General features: G+C 58.6%; 19 protein-coding genes. 7 read left to right on the top strand and 12 right to left on the bottom strand.

Going from position 1 to position 20,227, the window contains the following annotated elements:
* Positions 1-37: 37 nt before the first annotated feature.
* A complete protein-coding gene (locus FQ185_RS03885) occupies positions 38-550 on the top strand; it encodes a dihydrofolate reductase (RefSeq protein WP_149416333.1) in 513 nt (170 codons plus the stop codon).
* Between the two features lie 122 nt (positions 551-672).
* Here the strand turns inward: FQ185_RS03885 and FQ185_RS03890 are convergent, their stop codons facing one another.
* Positions 673-2,064: an L-cystine transporter gene (locus FQ185_RS03890; RefSeq protein WP_149416334.1), complete on the bottom strand. Its 1,392-nt coding sequence runs from the start codon at positions 2,062-2,064 to the stop codon at positions 673-675.
* 253 nt (positions 2,065-2,317) lie between these two features.
* Between FQ185_RS03890 and FQ185_RS03895 the strand changes: the two genes are divergently transcribed.
* On the top strand, positions 2,318-3,373 hold the full coding sequence (locus FQ185_RS03895) for a haloacid dehalogenase-like hydrolase (protein WP_149416335.1): 1,056 nt from the start codon (positions 2,318-2,320) through the stop codon (positions 3,371-3,373).
* Positions 3,374-3,563: 190 nt separating this feature from the next.
* Here FQ185_RS03895 and ilvD read toward each other — a convergent pair whose 3' ends face one another.
* The 5 genes from ilvD to FQ185_RS03920 all read right to left on the bottom strand — a co-directional run bounded on the left by ilvD (position 3,564) and on the right by FQ185_RS03920 (position 10,553).
* Positions 3,564-5,405, bottom strand: a complete 1,842-nt coding sequence (gene ilvD, locus FQ185_RS03900) for a dihydroxy-acid dehydratase (RefSeq protein WP_149416336.1) — start codon at positions 5,403-5,405, stop codon at positions 3,564-3,566.
* Positions 5,406-5,663: 258 nt separating this feature from the next.
* Positions 5,664-6,884: an MFS transporter gene (locus FQ185_RS03905; protein ID WP_149416337.1), complete on the bottom strand. Its 1,221-nt coding sequence runs from the start codon at positions 6,882-6,884 to the stop codon at positions 5,664-5,666.
* Complete coding sequence (locus tag FQ185_RS03910) at positions 6,877-7,854, bottom strand: diiron oxygenase (protein ID WP_149416338.1); 978 nt, start codon at positions 7,852-7,854, stop codon at positions 6,877-6,879. The genes FQ185_RS03905 and FQ185_RS03910 overlap by 8 nt, the downstream gene beginning before the upstream one ends.
* The gene (locus FQ185_RS03915; RefSeq protein WP_149416339.1) at positions 7,851-8,930 is read right to left on the bottom strand and encodes a SagB family peptide dehydrogenase; all 1,080 of its coding nucleotides are present in this window, start codon (positions 8,928-8,930) and stop codon (positions 7,851-7,853) included. Before FQ185_RS03915 ends, FQ185_RS03910 begins: the two co-directional genes overlap by 4 nt.
* 426 nt (positions 8,931-9,356) lie before the next feature.
* Positions 9,357-10,553 carry a class I SAM-dependent rRNA methyltransferase gene (locus FQ185_RS03920; RefSeq protein ID WP_149416340.1) on the bottom strand — a complete coding sequence of 399 codons (1,197 nt, stop codon included), beginning with the start codon at positions 10,551-10,553 and terminating at the stop codon, positions 9,357-9,359.
* Positions 10,554-10,784: 231 nt separating this feature from the next.
* Here FQ185_RS03920 and FQ185_RS03925 point away from each other — a divergent pair, with 231 nt between their 5' ends.
* The 3 genes from FQ185_RS03925 to FQ185_RS03935 are packed head-to-tail and all read left to right on the top strand — an operon-like array spanning position 10,785 to position 12,818.
* The gene (locus FQ185_RS03925) at positions 10,785-11,600 is read left to right on the top strand and encodes an HDOD domain-containing protein (RefSeq protein ID WP_178113492.1); all 816 of its coding nucleotides are present in this window, start codon (positions 10,785-10,787) and stop codon (positions 11,598-11,600) included.
* Positions 11,601-11,628: 28 nt separating this feature from the next.
* Complete coding sequence (gene mutM / locus FQ185_RS03930; RefSeq protein WP_149416342.1) at positions 11,629-12,441, top strand: bifunctional DNA-formamidopyrimidine glycosylase/DNA-(apurinic or apyrimidinic site) lyase; 813 nt, start codon at positions 11,629-11,631, stop codon at positions 12,439-12,441.
* A 53-nt stretch (positions 12,442-12,494) separates the two neighbouring features.
* Positions 12,495-12,818 (top strand): multidrug transporter, encoded by a 324-nt coding sequence (locus FQ185_RS03935; protein WP_149416343.1) that lies wholly within the window; start codon positions 12,495-12,497, stop codon positions 12,816-12,818.
* Positions 12,819-12,948: 130 nt separating this feature from the next.
* Here the strand turns inward: FQ185_RS03935 and FQ185_RS03940 are convergent, their stop codons facing one another.
* The 5 genes from FQ185_RS03940 to FQ185_RS03965 all read right to left on the bottom strand — a co-directional run bounded on the left by FQ185_RS03940 (position 12,949) and on the right by FQ185_RS03965 (position 17,558).
* Positions 12,949-13,200: a YfhL family 4Fe-4S dicluster ferredoxin gene (locus FQ185_RS03940; RefSeq protein ID WP_010466792.1), complete on the bottom strand. Its 252-nt coding sequence runs from the start codon at positions 13,198-13,200 to the stop codon at positions 12,949-12,951.
* 102 nt (positions 13,201-13,302) lie between these two features.
* Positions 13,303-13,782: a pantetheine-phosphate adenylyltransferase gene (gene coaD / locus FQ185_RS03950; protein WP_074871700.1), complete on the bottom strand. Its 480-nt coding sequence runs from the start codon at positions 13,780-13,782 to the stop codon at positions 13,303-13,305.
* A gap of 115 nt (positions 13,783-13,897) precedes the next feature.
* Positions 13,898-15,493 carry a GMC family oxidoreductase gene (locus FQ185_RS03955; protein ID WP_149416345.1) on the bottom strand — a complete coding sequence of 532 codons (1,596 nt, stop codon included), beginning with the start codon at positions 15,491-15,493 and terminating at the stop codon, positions 13,898-13,900.
* Positions 15,494-15,553: 60 nt separating this feature from the next.
* On the bottom strand, positions 15,554-16,099 hold the full coding sequence (locus FQ185_RS03960; protein WP_149416346.1) for a twin-arginine translocation pathway signal protein: 546 nt from the start codon (positions 16,097-16,099) through the stop codon (positions 15,554-15,556).
* Between the two features lie 28 nt (positions 16,100-16,127).
* Positions 16,128-17,558, bottom strand: coding sequence for a coniferyl aldehyde dehydrogenase (locus FQ185_RS03965; protein ID WP_149416347.1), 1,431 nt, complete (start codon positions 17,556-17,558; stop codon positions 16,128-16,130).
* A gap of 147 nt (positions 17,559-17,705) precedes the next feature.
* Here FQ185_RS03965 and FQ185_RS03970 point away from each other — a divergent pair, with 147 nt between their 5' ends.
* Positions 17,706-18,377 carry a TetR/AcrR family transcriptional regulator gene (locus FQ185_RS03970; RefSeq protein WP_149416348.1) on the top strand — a complete coding sequence of 224 codons (672 nt, stop codon included), beginning with the start codon at positions 17,706-17,708 and terminating at the stop codon, positions 18,375-18,377.
* Positions 18,378-18,410: 33 nt separating this feature from the next.
* A complete protein-coding gene (locus tag FQ185_RS03975) occupies positions 18,411-19,265 on the top strand; it encodes a sulfurtransferase (protein ID WP_149416349.1) in 855 nt (284 codons plus the stop codon).
* A 129-nt stretch (positions 19,266-19,394) separates the two neighbouring features.
* Here FQ185_RS03975 and FQ185_RS03980 read toward each other — a convergent pair whose 3' ends face one another.
* Complete coding sequence (locus tag FQ185_RS03980) at positions 19,395-20,225, bottom strand: AraC family transcriptional regulator (protein ID WP_149416350.1); 831 nt, start codon at positions 20,223-20,225, stop codon at positions 19,395-19,397.
* Positions 20,226-20,227 lie beyond the last annotated feature (2 nt).

Here is a 20,227-nt window from a genome sequence, read left to right on the forward strand (position 1 = left end):
TTATCGGGGTACGGGAGGCTCTGGTATCCTCGCCGACATGACTAAATCACTCCCCCTCAGCCTGATCGCAGCCCTCGGTGAAAACCGTGTGATCGGCGTCGACAACAGCATGCCCTGGCACTTGCCGGGGGACTTCAAATACTTCAAGGCCACCACCCTCGGCAAGCCGATCATCATGGGCCGCAAGACTTGGGATTCCCTCGGTCGTCCGTTGCCGGGGCGGTTGAACATCGTGGTCAGCCGTCAGGCGGATCTGCTACTGGAAGGTGCGGAGGTTTATCCATCGCTGGAAGCTGCAGTGGTTCGTGCCGAAGCATGGGCAAAGGAGCAGGGCGTTGATGAGCTGATGCTGATTGGCGGTGCGCAGTTGTATGCGCAAGGGTTGGCGCAAGCCGATCGGCTGTACCTGACGCGCGTGGCGCTGAGCCCGGACGGGGATGCGTGGTTTCCGGAGTTTGATTTGAACCAGTGGACGTTGGTGTCGAACGTGCTGAATCCAGCGGAAGGCGACAAGCCGGCGTACACCTTCGAGGTGTGGGAAAAGGCTTAAAAGCATCGCCAGCAGGCTGGCTCCCACAGTGGGTTTGAGGTGAAACACGGATTGTGTGAACACGCAAAACCCCTGTGGGAGCCAGCCTGCTGGCGATGAGGCCGGATCAGACGCTAAAAAATTTAAGCGTGAGCCAACTCCGAATGCTCATCCGCATCCAGCAGCTCTTTATCCGTCTGCTGCATCACCTGGCTGGTAATCGCACCGGCAGTAATCGAGCCACTGACGTTCAACGCCGTACGCCCCATATCAATCAGCGGCTCAACCGAAATCAGCAACGCCACCAGTGACACCGGCAAGCCCATCGCCGGCAGCACGATCAACGCGGCAAACGTCGCGCCACCACCAACCCCCGCCACACCGGCCGAACTCAGCGTCACAATCGCCACCAGCGTCGCGATCCACAGTGGGTCCAACGGGTTGATGCCCACCGTCGGTGCAACCATCACTGCCAACATCGCCGGGTACAGGCCGGCACAGCCGTTCTGGCCAATGGTCGCGCCGAACGAAGCGGCAAAACTGGCGATGGATTGCGGAATGCCTAAACGGCTGGTCTGCGCTTCAATGCTCAGCGGAATGGTTGCGGCGCTGGAGCGGCTGGTGAAGGCAAACGTCAGCACCGGCCAGATCTTGCGAAAGAAGCGCAGCGGGTTGATCCCGGCCGCCGACACCAGCAGGCCATGGACTACAAACATCAAGCCCAGGCCGATGTAGGAAACCACCACAAAACTGCCGAGCTTGATGATGTCTTGCAGGTTGGAGCCGGCGACCACTTTGGTCATCAGCGCCAATACGCCGTACGGGGTCAGCTTCATCACCAGACGCACCAGGCGCATCACCCAGGCTTGCAGGGTGTCGATGGCGTTGATCACTTTCTGACCTTTCTCGACATCATCTTTCAACAGTTGCAGCGCCGCGACCCCAAGGAACGCAGCAAAAATCACCACGCTGATGATCGAGGTCGGCTTCGCGCGAGCGAGGTCGGCGAACGGGTTTTGCGGAATGAACGACAGCAACAGCTGCGGCACATTCAGGTCGGCAACCTTGCCCGCGTAGTCGGTCTGGATGGTTTGCAGACGGGCCATTTCCTGAGTACCGGCCACCAGGCCTTCGGCGGTCAGGCCGAAGAGGTTGGTCAGGCCGATGCCAATCAGCGCTGCGATGGCGGTGGTGAACAACAGTGTGCCGATGGTCAGGAAGCTGATCTTGCCCAGCGACGAGGCGTTGTGCAGACGCGCCACGGCGCTGAGGATCGAGGCAAACACCAGCGGGATCACGATCATTTGCAGCAACTGCACGTAACCATTGCCCACCAGATCGAACCAGCCGATCGAGGCTTTCAGTACCGGGTTGCCGGCACCGTAAATCGTGTGCAGCGCCACACCGAACAGCACGCCCAACACCAATGCGAGCAGGACTTTTTTAGCTAAGCTCCACGTCGTATGACGGGTTTGCGCCAAGCCAAAGAGCAGGGCGAGGAATACCAGCAGATTGAGGATCAGCGGCAGATTCATATGAACTCCGAGAGAGACTTGTGCCAGCCACCTTCCGGGGTAGCTGCGAACCGGCAAGCCTAACAGCTTGAAATCTAATGAATTAATATCAAAAAAGTCTGTTGAGTGTCGTTTTTGGAATAAGAGAATGTCGTTGTCAGGGATGCAGCTGACGCGGAAGGGACGCGGGCGGTCGCTGGCAGACGGGGACTGTCACACCAATTTGTTAGCGTCGATATCTTTGAATCAGGTCTTCAATAAGGGAAGCATGCCAATGAAGTTCGCACCGAAATTTCTGGTTGCCGCACTCTGTCTTGGCCTCATCGGCCAGGTACTCGCCACGGATTTGAAGCATTGGCCAGCCGATCAGGCCAAGGCGCTGGACGCGATGATTGCGGCCAACGCCAACAAGGGTAACTACGCGGTGTTCGACATGGACAACACCAGTTACCGCTACGACCTCGAAGAGTCATTGCTGCCGTTCATGGAGAGCAAGGGCCTGATCACCCGCGACAAGCTCGACCCCTCCCTGAAACTGATCCCGTTCAAAGACACCGCCGACCACAAGGAAAGCCTGTTCAGCTACTACTATCGCCTCTGCGAAATCGACGACATGGTTTGCTACCCTTGGGTCGCCCAAGTGTTCTCCGGTTTCACCCTTCAGGAACTCAAAGGCTATGTCGACGAGTTGATGGCTTCCGGTAAACCGGTGTCGGCGACTTATTACGAAGGCGATGTGGTGAAGAACCTCGACGTCAATCCACCGAAAATCTTTACCGGTCAGCAAGAGCTCTACAACAAGCTGATGGAGAACGGCATCGAGGTCTACGTCATGACCGCCGCCTCCGAAGAACTGGTGCGCATGGTCGCGGCCGATCCGAAGTACGGCTACAACGTCAAACCGCAAAACGTAATCGGCGTGAGTTTGTTGCTCAAGGACCCGAAGACCGGCGAGCTGACCACTGCACGTAAGCAGATCACCGCGGGCAAGTATGACGAGAAGGCCAACCTGGGCCTCGAACTGACCCCGTACCTGTGGACCCCGGCGACCTGGATGGCGGGTAAACACGCGGCAATCCTGACCTACATCGATGAGTGGAAAAAACCGGTATTGGTTGGCGGTGATACCCCAACCAGCGATGGCTACATGCTGTTCCACGATGTCGACGTGGCCAAGGGCGGCATCCACTTGTGGGTCAACCGCAAAGACAAATACATGACCCAGATAAACGGCATGATGGCCAAGCACGCTGCGGCGCAGGCCAAGGAAGGTTTGCCGGTGACGGCGGACAAGAACTGGGTGATCGTGACGCCTGAAGAGATTCAGTAAGACCGAGGTGCTGCCATCGCGAGCAGGCTCGCTCCCACATTGGATTTGCGTCGTTCACAAATCCCTTGTGGGAGCGAGCCTGCTCGCGATGGGGCCAAAATGTTCACCCCATCAATCGATTGTTAATCCGGTTTCGCTAGCAAAAAAATACCCCGCACTTGGCGGGGCATTTTATTTCTGCGATTGACGCTTACAACCCGTCGAGCATTGCCTTGTTACGCACAGCACCCTTGTCGGCACTGGTCGCCAGCAGGGCGTAGGCCTTCAGTGCGGTGGTCACTTTGCGTGGACGCTTTTCTACCGGTTTCCAGCCTTTTTGATCCTGCTCGGCACGGCGGCCAGCCATTTCTTCATCGCTGATCAACAGGTTGATCGAGCGGTTCGGAATGTCGATCAGTACCTTGTCGCCATCCTGCACCAGACCAATCGCGCCGCCTGCAGCCGCTTCTGGCGAAGCGTGGCCGATGGACAGGCCCGAGGTGCCGCCGGAGAAACGGCCATCGGTGAGCAGGGCGCAGGCTTTGCCCAGGCCTTTGGATTTCAGATAGGACGTCGGGTACAGCATTTCCTGCATGCCCGGGCCGCCTTTCGGGCCTTCGTAACGAATGATCACGATGTCGCCGGCCTTCACTTCGTCAGCGAGGATGCCGCGTACGGCGCTGTCCTGGCTTTCGAAGATCTTCGCGTTGCCTTCGAAGACGTGGATCGATTCGTCGACGCCCGCGGTTTTCACTACGCAGCCGTCCAGCGCGATGTTGCCGTACAGAACGGCCAGGCCGCCTTCTTTCGAGTAAGCGTGTTCGACACTGCGGATGCAGCCGTTTTCACGGTCGTCATCCAGGGTTTCCCAACGGGTCGACTGGCTGAACGCAGTTTGCGTCGGGATGCCCGCAGGACCGGCCTTGAAGAAGTGATGCACCGCTTCGTCGTTGGTCTGGGTGATGTCCCACTTGGCAATGCCTTCGGCCAGGGTCTTGCTGTGCACGGTCGGCAGGTCGGTGTGCAGCAGACCGCCGCGGGACAGCGAACCGAGGATGCTGAAGATCCCGCCAGCGCGGTGCACGTCTTCCATGTGGTACTTCTGGATGTTCGGCGCGACTTTGCACAGTTGCGGTACATGGCGGGAGAGGCGGTCGATGTCGCGCAGGTCGAAATCGATCTCGGCTTCCTGGGCCGCGGCCAGCAGGTGCAGGATGGTGTTGGTGGAACCGCCCATGGCGATGTCCAGGGTCATGGCGTTTTCGAACGCCTTGAAGTTGGCGATGTTGCGCGGCAATACCGATTCGTCGTTCTCGCCGTAGTAACGCTTGCACAGCTCGACGATGGTGCGGCCGGCCTGCAGGAACAGCTGTTCGCGGTCGCTGTGGGTGGCGAGGGTCGAACCGTTGCCCGGCAATGCCAGGCCCAGGGCTTCGACCAGGCAGTTCATCGAGTTGGCGGTGAACATGCCGGAGCACGAACCGCAAGTCGGGCAGGCGCTGCGCTCGTACTCAGCGACTTTCTCGTCAGAAGCGCTGGAGTCGGCGGCGATCACCATGGCGTCGACCAGGTCGAGACCATGACTGGCCAGTTTGGTCTTGCCGGCTTCCATCGGGCCGCCGGAAACGAAGATCACCGGGATGTTCAGGCGCAGGGCGGCCATCAGCATGCCAGGGGTGATCTTGTCGCAGTTCGAGATGCAGACAATGGCGTCGGCGCAGTGGGCGTTGACCATGTACTCGACGGAATCGGCGATGATCTCGCGGCTCGGCAGCGAATACAGCATGCCGTCGTGGCCCATGGCGATGCCGTCATCCACGGCGATGGTGTTGAATTCTTTTGCCACGCCACCAGCGCGTTCGATTTCGCGGGCGACCAGTTGACCCAGGTCCTTGAGGTGCACGTGGCCCGGTACGAACTGGGTGAAAGAGTTGGCAATGGCGATGATCGGCTTTTTGAAGTCGTCATCTTTCATCCCCGTGGCGCGCCACAGTGCGCGGGCGCCGGCCATGTTGCGGCCATGGGTGGATGTTTTCGAGCGGTAATCAGGCATGAAGCACTCCGGGCGGCTAATCAGGTATCAAAAGGGAAGTGAGCTTCTATTGACGTCTGGAACACTCAGAAATGGCCGTGTGTCCGGAAGTTGCCGATAACTTTGCGGGATCGCCGCGCGCTTCAGCTTGAGCTCATAAACCCGCCGGGGGATGACTGGCGATGAATGTCGCGATTCTACACGGCTGGCGTCAGGAGGGAATGCCCGAAAATGTTGATCCGGCGCTGACGAGGCGTGTGGGATGACCATCGGTAGCGGTTACTCGCAATCCGGGTCGGGGCTCATACTTTTGGCGTGGTTGTTGATGCGACTGTTCAGTGCCAATGCCAGGGCACTCAGGATGATGAAGCTGTAGCCCAGAGTGGCTTGCAGATTTGCGGGGCTCAAACTGATCAATGCACTGATCAGTCCGCCGCAGATGAAAATCAGCGTACTGCCGGCCGATGCCGAGGTTCCGGCATTGTCCGGGAACAGGCTCATGGCTTTGGACGTGGCGGCTGGTCGAGCGATGGTGGTGCCCGCAGTGCAAATCAGCATGGGAATAAGGACGGTGGCTGCCGACAATGGGAAGTGCAGCGAAAGGTAAAGCAGGCTCAGGCCCGACAGGAAGATCAGACCCAGCCCGATGACGATCTGATGGCAGGCACTGATTCGATGGGTCAGCAATGTCGCGAGAATACCGCCGACCAGATAGGCCACGCCGTAGATCAGCAAGGTTAGCGAGAAGTCATAGGGCGAGAGCTGAAGTTGCTCCATGAAGATCAGCGGTGAAATGACGATGAACGAAAAATGGCAGGCGAAGGCAAAAGCCGATATCAGCCAGTAACCCAGAAATTCAAAGTCGCTGAAGACCCGTCGATAGGATTGGATGATGTTCGGGCGTCCACCCACTGCACCTGGGTGAGAACGTTCAAGAAGAAAACAGGCTTTGATGAACACCACGACCGCCAGTGCGGTGAACAGCACAAAGCTGCCCTGCCAATCCAGTGTGGCTTGCAGGAAGGTCCCGGCCAGTGGCGAGACCGAAATGAAAAAGCCGGTCGCGGTCACCATAAGAATCCGCAAGCGCTCACGCTCTTCTCCTCTGAACAGGTCCTGCACCAGCGCTTGGGAGAGTACGAAACAGCCACAGCCAAGGGCCTGGACGACACGGAAGAGCAGAAACGAAGCGTAGTCTGTGGACAGCACGCAACCCATGGCCCCCATCATCGAAACCCCCATGCCCGCCAGCAGCAGCTTCTTGCGTCCGATCACGTCCGAGAGTGGTCCGATCAGCAGTTGGGACAGGGCAATGCCGACGGCGAACAGACTGATGGACAGCGCGATATCAGCGGGAGTGGTATGAAATTGCCCAGCCAGCGCCGGGAACGAAGGCAGCAAGACATCCAGCGGGAAGACACCGAGCAGCACCATGGCCAGTAACAAACCGATTGCCCCGTGACGGTTTTTGACGTTTACAACGGATTTCCCCTCATCCATCGACCAGCCCTGCCTCTTTGAAGAGTTGCCGATTACAAGGCAGGTCGAAGAACCCCGCCTTCTCCATTGCTTGAATCGTCGCACCTGCACCTGATCGGGCGCGCTGAAGGAAAGCTTGCGGGCCCGTCAGACCGCTGACGATTTCGGTGATGGATGTCCTGCCGATATCGACGCTGCACAGGCTTTCCCTCAGCCATCGCTCATCGACCTCAAAGAAAACCTGAAGGATGTCCAGCAGCAGTCTGGCGGAGACTGTGCGTTGGCTGCTGTTCAGGGTCAGCCACAGGTAATGGAACACTTCGGAAAAATAGCGACTGTGTCGCGCCTCGTCGGTGAGGTGGTCTCTGAGCATTTCCTGGACGCTGGACACCAGCACGTCGCGGCAAACATCGAGCAATTCCCTGGCGATAATTGTCTCGGACACGAAACCGACGAGAAACCAGGCCAACGGCTTGTGCCTGTCAGGGGTGTGGGCGATCAGGGTGTTGAGTCGGGTGATGCGGTGCGGCATTACCGGGCGATGGGTCATGCCGTAGAAGTCGGCGATCTGTTCCGCGAGACCATTGGAGAACAGGGCGTGATAACCCTCGTCGGTATAGAGCTGGAGGGCGGCCGTTTTCATTCGTCGCGGGATACAAGTCCCGAGCTCATCATGGATGATGGTTTCCACGGAGCGGTTGACGATGCGATGTTCGAGCAGGGTGGTGTAGTCGAGGAAATACATCAGATGATTGGCCGATAATCGATGGGTGACCGCGTTACCTGATCTTTCGACTGCCGGGTGATTCAGGTAGGGCAGGAAGGTCGGCGGGAACCAGTGTCGTGTTTCCAGTTGCCGTTCCAGGTCGGATGGTAATTGATAGGTGTGCTCGCTGGTTCGTACAGAGGCTCGAGTGTTCCAGTCGCCGAGGGTGAAACGCTGGGCCCAGGCGTCGGGCAAGGGCAGGGGATCTGTGCCGGACTCGGTCATTGTTGTGAGCCTCGGCTGTTCAGCAGCGCTTTCAGTTCCGTGCACATCACTTGCCCGTCGCTTTGGCCGCAGCCTACAAAAAACAACGGTTGTTCTGAGCTTTCCTCGATCCCCAGCAACGATTCGACCTGATCATCCGCCAGCGCACCCGTCAGCCATGTGCTCAACCCAAGTGCGGTGGCTACCAGTTGAAAGGTCTGGGAAATATGGCCCGCTTCGACGTAAGCCATTCGGTATGCCCGCGAGTGTTCATATTTCCACCACAGTTTGTCGAAGCGAGCGGTGATGAACAGGCCCACTGGCAGGTTGTTGATGAAATGTTGGCCACACAGCAATTGGCCCAAGGGTGAATCAGGCAGCGGATTGACGAAGCTCAACGCATGATCGGTGGGGTGATAGGCGTAGAGCCCGGGCTCCAGGCCACAGACGTTTTGTACATGCAGAAAGCCTTCGCAGGCATTCAGTCCGCCACCCGATGGGCTGCTGCGCCGGGCGCCCAGTCCTTCGACAATGGTTTCGTCGACATCGTTTTCACGCTCACGCAGATAGCCCAGGGACAAATACAGAAGAGTGCCGACTTCTTCGAGAGAAACCATTTTGCCCGTGAAGGTGCGACAGGTTTTTCGACCGGTCAAGGTCGTTGCAAGAGCGCTTTCCGGCAGGCAGGAAGGATGAGGCAGGTCTATCCGCTCGCTTGTCGGGCGTTCAGTGCGTCTGTCCTCTGGGGCGGGTGTGGCCAGAACGTCGATGCAATGGCCCAGATAGTGTCTCGACCACTCATTAATATCCTGGGGAATATATTCACAAGGGATGTTCTTGGTGCCGATATGAAATATCTTCGACAGTTCGTCCCAACCCCATTCAATAGTTTCTTTTGTTGAAGTTGCGAGTATTCCTGCGCTGAGGAATTGAGTGTCTATTATATTGCTGTCGTCAAACTTTTCGGGGTTGTCAATAAGGTGTGCAAGTCGGATTGAATATTCAAGGTTTAATTCGAATTGTTTGTGGTTCTTGTAATCCCAGACTATTTGGTCGGGCGAACGAGGAAGTATGAAAATGTAAGGATTTATATGCATGATGGGCAATTCGCTCTGGTCAGTGCTATAGAAAACGCTGGGTAGCCGGCACTCCCCAGCGTCTCATTTACTTAGCAGGCTTTTGGCGCAACCAGAAAAGCCAGGTTAGCGATTTTGTTAGTTTCCAGAGTAATTGCTTTCATGTTTTTGAACTCCTTGTAAGTGATAGTGAGTGCCACTCCTTGGTGACAACTCAATCATAGTTTGTAATGAGCTCTTATCAAGGGGATGCTCGGTAGGAATGTTCTAGTAATTTTGTCGGAGTATTCTTAGGGCGGATAGTTATTTGTAAGTTCTATTCTTTGAAATAGAAAATGCAGGGAAACGTCCTGCGAGTCAGTAGGACTGCAAGTGTAAGAAGGGGGGAGGTTTCAATGACAGAAAGTATGACGAGGAGCCTGCTGGCTCCCCGTCAAACCGGCGTACTCAGCTGTTTGGCAGCAGACGGCAAGTGATGCTCTTGATGTAGCGGGTTTCGGCGATGGCCGGGTGAACCGGGTGATCCGGGCCCTGACCGCCGCGTTCCAGCAGCTGGATGTTGCGATCCAGGTGGCGGGCGCTGGTCAGCAGGATGTTCTGCAGGTCGTCTTCCGGCAGGTGCATCGAGCACGAAGCGCTGACCAGGATGCCGTCCTTGTTGAGCAAGCGCATGGCTTGCTCATTCAGGCGACGGTAGGCGCCTTCGCCGTTTTTCATGTCTTTCTTGCGTTTGATGAACGCCGGCGGATCGGCCACGATCACGTCGAAGCGTTCTTCGCTGGCTTTGAGCTCTTTCAAGGCTTCGAAGACGTCGCCTTCAATGCAGGTCATCTTTTCAGCGAAACCGTTCAGCGCGGCGTTGCGCTCGACACCGTCGAGGGCGAAGGCCGAAGCGTCGACGCAGAACACTTCACTGGCGCCGAACGCGGCCGCTTGCACGCCCCAGCCGCCGATGTAGCTGTACAGGTCGAGAACGCGCTTGCCTTTGGCGTAAGGGGCCAGGCGTGCGCGGTTCATGCGGTGATCGTAGAACCAGCCGGTTTTCTGACCCTGGATAACCGGCGCTTCGAATTTAACGCCGTTTTCTTCCAGCGCTACCCACTCCGGCACCAGGCCGAACACGGTTTCGACGTAGCGATTCAGGCCTTCGGCATCACGCGCAGCGGAGTCGTTCTTGAACAAAATGCCGCTTGGCTTGAGCACTTGGGTCAGGGCTGCGATCACGTCTTCTTTATGGGCTTCCATGGTCGCCGAGGCGATCTGGACCACCAGGATGTCGCCGAAACGGTCGACCACCAGACCTGGCAACAGATCGGAGTCGCCGTAAACCAGGCGATAAAACGGCTTGTCGAACAGGCGATCACGCAGGGACAGGGCAACGTTCAGGCGGTGCACCAGCAGCGACTTGTCCAGCGGCAACTTGATGTCGCGCGACAACAGACGGGCGCAGATCAGGTTGTTCGGGCTCATGGCAACGATGCCCAGCGGCTTGCCGCCAGCGGCTTCGAGGATCGCCTGGTCGCCGGCCTTGAAGCCATGCAACGGGGTGGCGGCTACATCGATTTCGTTGCTGTAGACCCACAAGTGGCCGTTTCGCAGGCGACGGTCGGCGTTGGCTTTGAGGCGCAGGCTAGGCAGGGACATGACGTCGCTCCGGAAAAAAGAGCGGGAGTATAGCGTGTTGCGCAAGGCCACGGTTTGGCGGATGGACATGCGGTGAAGGCCCGCGTATTTGATGAAACTTGCGGCGATGTACCGGCCAAGGTGTCGGAGCCAACTTTTTAAAGGTTAGAATCCCCGCCTGACCCAGAGTGTGTACTTATGCCTCAAGAGCTGACTTCCGAACAGATTCAACAGTCTTTGCAAGGCATCAGTGTGCCGGCCCAACCGCAGATCATGGTGGATTTGCAGATGGAGCAGTACATGCCCGATCCGGATCTGGAGGTGATCGCGAAGCTGATCTCCCAGGACCCGGGCCTCTCTGGTTCCTTGCTGAAAATCGTCAACTCGCCGTATTACGGCTTGAGCAACAAGATCGCTTCGATCCAGCGTGCGGTGAACCTGCTGGGCAGCCGTTCGATCATCAACCTGATCAACGCGCAGTCGATCAAGGGTGAAATGAACGACGACACAATCGTCACCCTGAACCGTTTCTGGGACACCGCGCAGGACGTGGCGATGACCTGCCTGACCCTGGCCAAGCGCATTGGCACCCAGGCCGGCGATGAAGCGTACGCCTTGGGCTTGTTCCACGATTGCGGTGTGCCGTTGATGCTCCAGCGCTTCCCCAACTACATGACTGTTCTGGAAGAGGCGTACGCCAGCGCCAGTGCCGAATGCCGGGTGGTGGACACGGAGAACCGGGTGTTCAACACCAACCATGCGGTGGTCGGTTATTACACGGCCAAGTCCTGGCGCCTGCCGGAGCATGTGACCGCCGCGATCGCCAATCACCACAATGCCTTGGCGATCTTCAGCGATGAGTCGTCGCGCAACAGCCAGCTGAAGAACCTGCTGGCGATCCTGAAGATGGCCGAGCACATTTGTGCATCCTATCGAGTGCTGGGCAACCAGACCGAAGATCATGAGTGGAACAGCGTCGGGCCTTTGGTGCTCGATTATGTCGGACTCTCGGACTACGACTTCGAGACCCTGAAACAAACGATTCGCGACCTTGGCACTCATCGCTGAGTGTCGGCCAGCCTGATTCGAGACCGCCATGCCTGAACTGCCAGAAGTCGAAACCACCCGCCGCGGGATTGCGCCGCACCTGGAAGGCCAGCGCGTCAGCCGGGTGATCGTGCGTGACCGGCGTCTGCGCTGGCCGATCCCTGAAGACCTCGATGTGCGGTTGTCCGGCCAGCGCATCGTGTTGGTGGAACGGCGCGCCAAGTACCTGTTGATCAATGCTGAGGTCGGCACACTGATCAGCCATTTGGGCATGTCGGGAAATCTGCGGCTGGTGGAAGTCGGTATGCCGGCCGCCAAACATGAGCACGTGGACATCGAACTCGAATCTGGCCTGGCCCTGCGTTACACAGATCCGCGACGCTTTGGTGCGATGCTCTGGAGCCTCGATCCGCTGAACCACGAATTGTTGATTCGCCTGGGACCGGAGCCATTGACCGACCTGTTCGACGGTGAGCGTTTGTTCCAGCAGTCTCGCGGGCGATCCATGGCGGTCAAACCGTTCATCATGGACAACGCGGTGGTGGTCGGCGTCGGCAATATCTACGCAACCGAAGCGCTGTTTGCTGCCGGTATTGATCCTCGCCGGGAGGCCAAGAGCATCTCCCGAGGGCGTTATCTGAAGCTGGCGATCGAGATCAAACGCATTCTGGCTGCTGCCATTGAACGCGGCGGCACGACGTTGCGGGACTTTATCGGCGGTGACGGTCAGCCGGGTTATTTCCAGCAGGAACTGTTCGTGTATGGCCGCGGCGGTGCGCCTTGCAAGGTTTGTGGGACGCAGCTGCGGGAAGTGAAACTCGGGCAGCGCGCCAGCGTCTTTTGCCCACGTTGTCAGAGCTGAGGCACCAAAGGTCTATAGTCAGTGTTCTTGTTGCCTGACCGAAGGGCCCTGCCATGAACCTGTTTCGAACCCTTGTCGTTGCGCTGCTGCTGAGCGTTGGTGCTCCAGCGTTGGCGGCAAACAGTGGCAGTGGCGATCCGCGATACACCATCCAGAATCCCCCGGCGTACGCCATGATCGGCGATTTGCTGATTGCCCGACCCTTGTTGGTCGTGGCGACGGTGATCGGCGCCGGGGCGTTTGTGATGTCGTTGCCGTTTACCGCGTTCGGCGGCGGTGTAGGCGATGCGGGGCAGGCTTTGGTGGTCGACCCGGCGAAAGCGGCGTTCGTGCGGTGTCTGGGTTGCGTCGGGGAGGGGTTTGAGCAGCGCGAGTGAGGTCAGTCACTTCTTTAGTGTGGCTGATGGCCTCATCGCGAGCAGGCTCGCTCCCACAGTAGACCGCGATTAACTGTGGGAGCGAGCCTGCTCGCGATAGGGCCGGCACAGTCGCTAAAAACTATCTGAATCAAGCCTTACCGGTAATGATCCGATACTTCGCCATCAACTGCTCTTCAGTTTCCGGATGCGCTTCATCCAGCGGAATGCAATCCACCGGGCACACTTGCTGGCACTGAGGTTCGTCGTAGTGGCCGACACACTGAGTGCACAGGTTCGGGTCGATCACGTAGATCTCTTCGCCCTGGGAAATGGCGGCGTTCGGGCACTCGGGTTCGCAGACGTCGCAGTTAATGCAATCGTCGGTGATGATCAGGGACATGCTAACTCCAGCCGGGGCGCTAAGCCCGGGCGCAATAAACCAATGCGCACAATTGTGCAGCATTGACGCCCGCAGTGCACGCGGGCGCCGCTTAAGCGGTCGTTACTTCTTGAAGCGTTCGGTGAGGGCGTCCGCCACTGCCGGGTGGACGAACTTGGTGATATCGCCGCCCAGGGCCGCGATTTCACGCACCAGCGTCGAGGAAATGTATGAATAACGCTCGGATGGCGTAAGAAACAGACTTTCCACATCCGGCGCCAGCTGACGGTTCATGTTGGCGAGCTGGAATTCGTATTCGAAGTCCGATACCGCGCGCAAACCACGCAGGAACACGTTGGCGTTCTTCTCTTTGGCGAAATGCGCCAGCAACGTCGAGAAGCCGACGACTTCAACGTTCGGCAAATGTTTAGTGACCTCGCGGGCCAGCGCCACACGCTGTTCCAGGGGAAACAACGGGTTTTTCTTCGGGCTGGCGGCGACGGCGATGATCACATGATCGAACAGGCGCGCGGCGCGTTCGACCAAGTCGCCATGGCCCTTGGTAATAGGGTCGAAGGTACCTGGGTACAACACTCGGTTCATCGCGTCGTCCTGGCGGGAGTCCGTTGGGGAGTCGGATGGTATCGCAGCATTCCCGGTCGGCCAAGTCGCCTTTTGGGTAAGAAAGCACTATAGACGATTGGAATATTCTCCATTTTCACGAGTTTTTCAAACGTTCGGCCAACGAAGTTGCCAGCTGAGCCGTTAGTCCGTAGACGGACAATTGCGGGTTTGCGCCAATGCTGGTGGGGAAAAGAGAGCCGTCGTGAATCGACAGATTGCCCAGTTGATGGTGGCGGCCAAGGCTGTCGGTCACGGTGTTTTTCGGGTCTTCGCCCATCGCACAACCGCCCATCACATGGGCACTGCCCAGGCGTGTGCGGTACAACTCAAGACTCAAACCGTCGATCAGCGTCCGCGCTTCGGCCAGGGTTTTCACGTAGCGAGCGTCGGCGTGCATGGGCATCACCGCGTTGGCGCCACCGGCGAACTGGATCTCGGCCATGCTGTGAAAGGCTCGGCGCAGTCCATCCCAGGCATAAGGTGAAACCTGGTAGTCGAGCACCGGCGTGTTATCACCGCGCAGTTCGACGCTACCGCCGGGGCTGTCTGGATGAAAGCCGTCTCGCAGCAAAGCGAGCATGGCGTGGGTGTGGGGCAGGTTTTCCATGTGCCGGGCGTTTTGCTGGCCGAAACCGCCGAGCAGGGTGGTGGCCAATGCCGGGTGCAGCGGCGGCACTTCCAGTTTGTAAGACATCTTGCCGGTGGTGCCGTCCTGCCATTGGAAATGGTCGGAATAGATTGACTGCGGCGCACCATAGAACGGGTTGATGACCTCGTCGAACAGCCCGGCGGACATGTTCACCAAATGCAGGAATGTCCGTTTTCCCAGCCGTTTGTGCGGATCGGGCGCCTCGGAGCGCAACAGCAGCGCCGGGCTGTTGATCCCGCCGCCGGCCAGCACGTAATGCCGCGCCTTGACCGTAATTTTCTTGCCCGTAGGCGCGACACAGCGCTCGTCCATCGCCACGCATTGCAACCCCGTGACCTTGTCGCCGGTGATCAAGAGCTTTTCGGCGCGAGCCAGATAGAGCAACTCGCCACCTTTTTCCAGGGTCGCCGGGATAGTCGTGACCAGCATCGACTGCTTGGCGTTGGTCGGGCAGCCCATGCCGCAGTAGCCGAGGTTCCAGCAGCCGCGCACGTTGCGCGGAATGACATGCCAGGCGTAGCCGAGTTTTTCGCAGCCTTTGCGGATCACGTCGTTGTTGGCGTTGGGCGGGATCATCCACGGCGCGACGCCCAGGCGCTGTTCCATTTTCTCAAACCACGGCGCCATCTCGGCCGGCGTGTGGCCTTTGACGTTGTGCTCCCTGGCCCAGTGCTCAAGAGTCGGGTCCGGGGTACGAAAGCTGGAAGTCCAGTTGATCAGCGTGGTGCCGCCCACCGCCCGGCCCTGAAGGATGGTGATCGCGCCGTCCTTGCTCATGCGGCCGATGCCTTCCTGATAAAGACTGGTGTAGGCCTGATCTTCGAGCATCTTGAAGTCGCTGCTGGTTTTGAGCGGGCCTTCCTCGATCAGCAGCACCTTGTAACCGGCAGCACTGAGGATTTCAGCGGTGGTCCCGCCACCGGCGCCGCTGCCGATAATTGCCACGTCCGCGTCGAGGGTCAGGTCCTGGGTCAATTGCGAACCGTTGTAGGTTTTCCAGCCACGGGCCAGGCCTTCGCGGAACGGATCGGGTACGGGCATCTTCAGGTTCTCTTTTTATTTTGAATGTGATGGTGAGGCCGCGATAGGGTCGACTCGGTTTCAGACGGTAGGCGGTCCGGTATACCCGCAATGCACCCACGATTCCCTGCGGCTGTACCACGCCATCATCACCAATTGCAGCAATGAGCTATGACCCATGCGCAGCAGGCTCAGCGAGCTGTTTTCCCAGCGATCCAGAAAGAGCCTGATCTCATCAGCACTGGCGTTTTCCCAACTGCCCCAGATCCCGGTCAGTGGCCCGCGAGTCACGGCCATTCCCAGTACATCGAACAATTGCCGCGTCAGTTTGAGCATTTCCGGCGACAGGTGATTCAGGCCGTTATCCAGGGTTTCAAGGGTGCCATCGACGGCGGCCTGCAGGTGCTCGACGGCCACGGCGCCATCAAGCATCACCGGAATCAGTGCCCGCAAGAACAGCAGATCGCCGCTGCGCAGAGTCGCGAAACCATTGGCCGGGATGCTCGACGAGCAGCCACTCAGGCTCGCTCCCAAACCGGCAGTGGCGAGAAAGGCGCTGGCGCCGAGGCTGAATTTAAGCAGGCCGCGCCGTGACAGCGCGGGTGTATCGGACAAGCTTGGGCTCATTATTGTTATTACCCAGCGGTGATGATCGTTAGCGGATAAACAGCTTCTGGATCAGTTTCTGAATGGATTTGCCGTACGGCGGGTAGATCAATTTCGCCGCGTTGAACCGTTGTTTGATCAGCACACCTTTGGCTTTACTGAAGGTCAGGAAACCTTCGTGGCCGTGGTAATGCCCCATGCCCGAGGCGCCGATGCCGCCAAACGGCATGTCGTCCTGAGCAACGTGCAACAGCGTGTCGTTCAGGCACACGCCGCCGGAATGGGTTTCGTGGAGTACGCGGTTTTGCTCGCGCTTGTCGTAGCCGAAGTAATACAGCGCCAGCGGACGAGGCCGTTGGTTGATGTAGGCAAAGGCTTGATCCAGATCCTTGTAGGGAACGATCGGCAGCAGCGGACCGAAGATTTCATCCTGCATCACCAGCATGTCATCGGTGACATTGAGCAACAGGCTGTGGCTCATGCGGCGACCCTGACCCTGATCGAACAGCGGAATCAGCAGCGCGCCCTTGCTGGTGGCGTCGCTGATGTAGCCGTTGAGACGCTCCAGTTGTCGGCCATTGATGATGGCGGTGTAGTCCGGGTTGTCGGTCAGGGTTGGATAGAACCCGCGAACCGCCTGTCGATACGCTTCAACGAAAGCACCAATGCGGTCTTCCGGTACCAGCACGTAGTCCGGCGCGACACAGGTTTGCCCGGCGTTGAGCGTCTTGCCGAAAGCGATCCGTTCGGCGGCGTCCTTGAGTGGCACATCGCGCGAGACGATGGCCGGGGACTTGCCACCCAGCTCAAGGGTCACCGGCGTCAGGTTCTCGGCCGCGGCGCGCATCACGTGTTTGCCGATGCTGGTGGCGCCAGTGAACAGCAGGTGATCGAAACGCAATTTGGAGAACGCCATGCCGATATCGGCCTCGCCCAGCACCACGCAGACCAGGTCTTGAGGGAAGATCCTCCCCAGCAATTCCTTGAGCAGTAAACCGGTGGCGGGGGTCGACTCGCTGAGTTTGAGCATCACCCGATTACCCGCCGACAACGCGCCGACCAATGGCCCGACGGCCAGATACAGCGGGTAGTTCCACGGCACGATCACCCCGACCACGCCAAGCGGTTGGTAAATGACTTTGGCCGAGGCGGGTTGAAAGGCGATGCCGACCTTGCGCCGGGAAGCTTTCATCCAGCTATTGAGATGCTGGCGGGTGTAGTGAATGCCATGCAGGCAGGGCATCAGTTCGGCGAGCAGCGTTTCATCGGCGCTGCGGTGGCTGAAGTCCTGGCTGATAGCGTCGATCAGAGCTTGCCGTTCATTGCTCAACAGATCGCGCAGGGCTTTAAGCCACTGCTGACGCTGGGCTGCCGGCGGCATCGGGTTGGCGGCATACGCTGCTCGCTGGGCATCGAACAGGGCTTGGAGTTCTTCCAGAGGCTGCTGTAGGTTCTGCAGGTAGGCGATGTCAGCAGTCATTGTCGGCTCCGGATTTATTGTAATGAGGAACTTTTTAGAGTCTAAGCTCTAGAAAGTCAAATGACATCCTGGCGCGGCTTTGTTTTATCCGCTCCCGGATAGGTCGTAAGATGCCCGTCATCGCCCTCTGAATTAAAGCTCAAAGCCATGGCCCCACGGATCAAAACCAGCGCGCGCATCGTGCAGAACAGCCTGGAGCTGTTCAATCAGCAGGGTGAGCGCAGCATCAGCACCAACCACATTGCAGCCCACATGGAAATTTCCCCGGGTAACCTGTACTATCACTTCCCCAACAAGCAGGCGATCATCGCCGTGCTGTTCAGTGAGTACGAAAGCCTGGTGGACAGCTTCCTGCGCCCGCCCCAGGGCCGCGCCGCCACGGTCGAAGACAAGCGTTTCTATCTCCAGGAATTGCTGGCGGCGATGTGGCGTTACCGGTTTTTGCATCGCGACCTTGAGCACTTGCTCGACAGCGATCCCGAGCTGGCCGCGCGGTATCGACGCTTTTCCCAGCGCTGCCTGATTCATGGCACACACATCTACGCGGGCTTCGTCGAGGCCGGCATCCTGCGCATGGATAAGGTCCAGATCGAATCCCTGACCCTGAATGCCTGGATCATTCTTACGTCCTGGGTACGTTTTCTGTGCACCACGCGGGAAAACTCCAATCACCTGAGCGAGCAGGCCATTAAACGTGGGGTGTATCAGGTGCTGGTGCTTGAAGCCGGGTTCGTTACCGATCAATCGCGCGACGCGGTGAATGCGTTGTTCGAAGAGTTTTATGTGCCGCTGGCCCAAGCGCTGGAAGAAGTGCAGTAGGATCGAACATCGCCTTAATCACAGGAGCCCGTTATGCCCATTGCGCAACTGATCAGCCCGCAAGCGTTGGACCTGAAAAAGGAGGCGCCAGGGCTGGTGATTCTGGATTGTCGGTTTGCCCTCGAAGACCCGGATTACGGTCAGCGCAGTTATGCCGAAGGGCATATCGCCGGGTCGAGCTTTGCCGATCTTGAGCGTGATTTGAGCGGGACAGTGGTCAAGGGTGTGACCGGGCGCCATCCGCTGCCTGAACCCGAAGACTTGATCGAGCGCCTGCAAGCCTGGGGTGTCAACGCCGACAGCGAAGTGATTTTGTACGACGACGGTCCGGGTGCCTATGCGGCGCGGGCCTGGTGGTTGCTGGCCTGGCTGGGCAAGCGCGATGGCGTATTCATCCTCGATGGCGGGCTCAAGGCCTGGCACGCGGCCGGATTGCCGCTGAGCCTTGATGCGCCAGGCGTTGAGCGTGGCACTTTCACTGGCAAACAGGACGATGCGCTGATCCTGAGTGCCGAACAGCTTCAGCAGCGTCTCGGTCAGCCAGCGCTGACCTTGATCGATGCCCGGGCCTTGCCGCGCTTCAAGGGCGAAGTAGAACCGATTGACCCGATTGCCGGGCACATCCCCGGCGCGCAATGTGCGGCGTTCACCGACAACCTGGGCAGCGACGGGCGTTTCCTGCCGGCCGATCAGCTCAAGCAGCGTTTTGCCGCGAAGCTTGGCAATCGTTCGTCGACCGATCTGGTGGCGTATTGCGGTTCTGGCGTGACGGCCTGTCACAACCTGTTTGCGTTGTGCCTGGCGGGTTATCCGTTGGGGTCGTTGTATGCCGGGTCGTGGAGCGAGTGGATCAATAACCCCGCGCACGGCATCGCCCTCGGCGAATAAACGCAGATCCAAATGTGGGAGCGGGCCTGTTCGCGAAGGCGGATTAACATTCAACATTGATGCTGACTGTTGTACCGCTTTCGCGAGCAGGCTCGCTCCCACATGGGGTATCAGTGTGCTTTGTGAGATTTAACAAAGCCGGGCGCTGCGATACGCCCCCGGCCCCACCCCGTAAACCTGCTTGAATTGCCGACTCAGATGACTCTGATCGGCAAATCCCAATTGCGTGGCGACTTCCAGCGGCAAGCAACCACCCTGTAACAATACCCGCGCCCGGGCGATGCGCTGCTGCATCAGCCAGGTGTGCGGCGGCATGCCGGTGGCGCGGCGGAACACCCGAGCGAAGTGGAAAGGGGAGAGGTTGACCGCTGCCGCGAGTTCTTCCAGAGACGGCGGTGCCGCCAGTTGCGTTTGCAGCAGGTCCTTGGCCAGGGCCACCGCCCGGTGTTCCTTGCCGGGTTTGCCGGCAATCGGCACGGCCGCGTGGCGCTGCAGCAGCGACAGCATCATTTCTCGCCAGACCGTCTGTTGTTGCAGGGCCGTGGAAGGGCTTTCGAGCAAGCGATGCAGTTGGCAGAAACCCTTTACCAGATCCGGATCGCGATACAGCGTGGCGCCGAACGCCGGCAAGTTGTTGGCCGGCAGTTCAAGCTCGGCCAGCAACGAGAGAATTTGCCCGCTATCGGGATAAAACGCCCGATACAACCAGCCGTCTTCCGTGCCTTTATGGCCGGTGTGCAGTTCGTCGGGGTTGATCAGCACAAGCGTGCCGCTGCCCGCCAGGTGTTCAGCACCGCGATAGCGATAACGCTGGGCCCCTGCCATGATCATGCCGATCACGTAGCCGTCATGCACATGGGGCGCGAAGCGATGTTCGATGTAGCGCGCAGACAACAACTCGACCCCGGCCAACGGCGCTGTTTGCCAGAAACGGATCGACTCGCCCTGATCGGTTTCCATAG

The organism is Pseudomonas sp. ANT_H12B, assembly GCF_008369325.1.
Lineage (GTDB): Bacteria > Pseudomonadota > Gammaproteobacteria > Pseudomonadales > Pseudomonadaceae > Aquipseudomonas.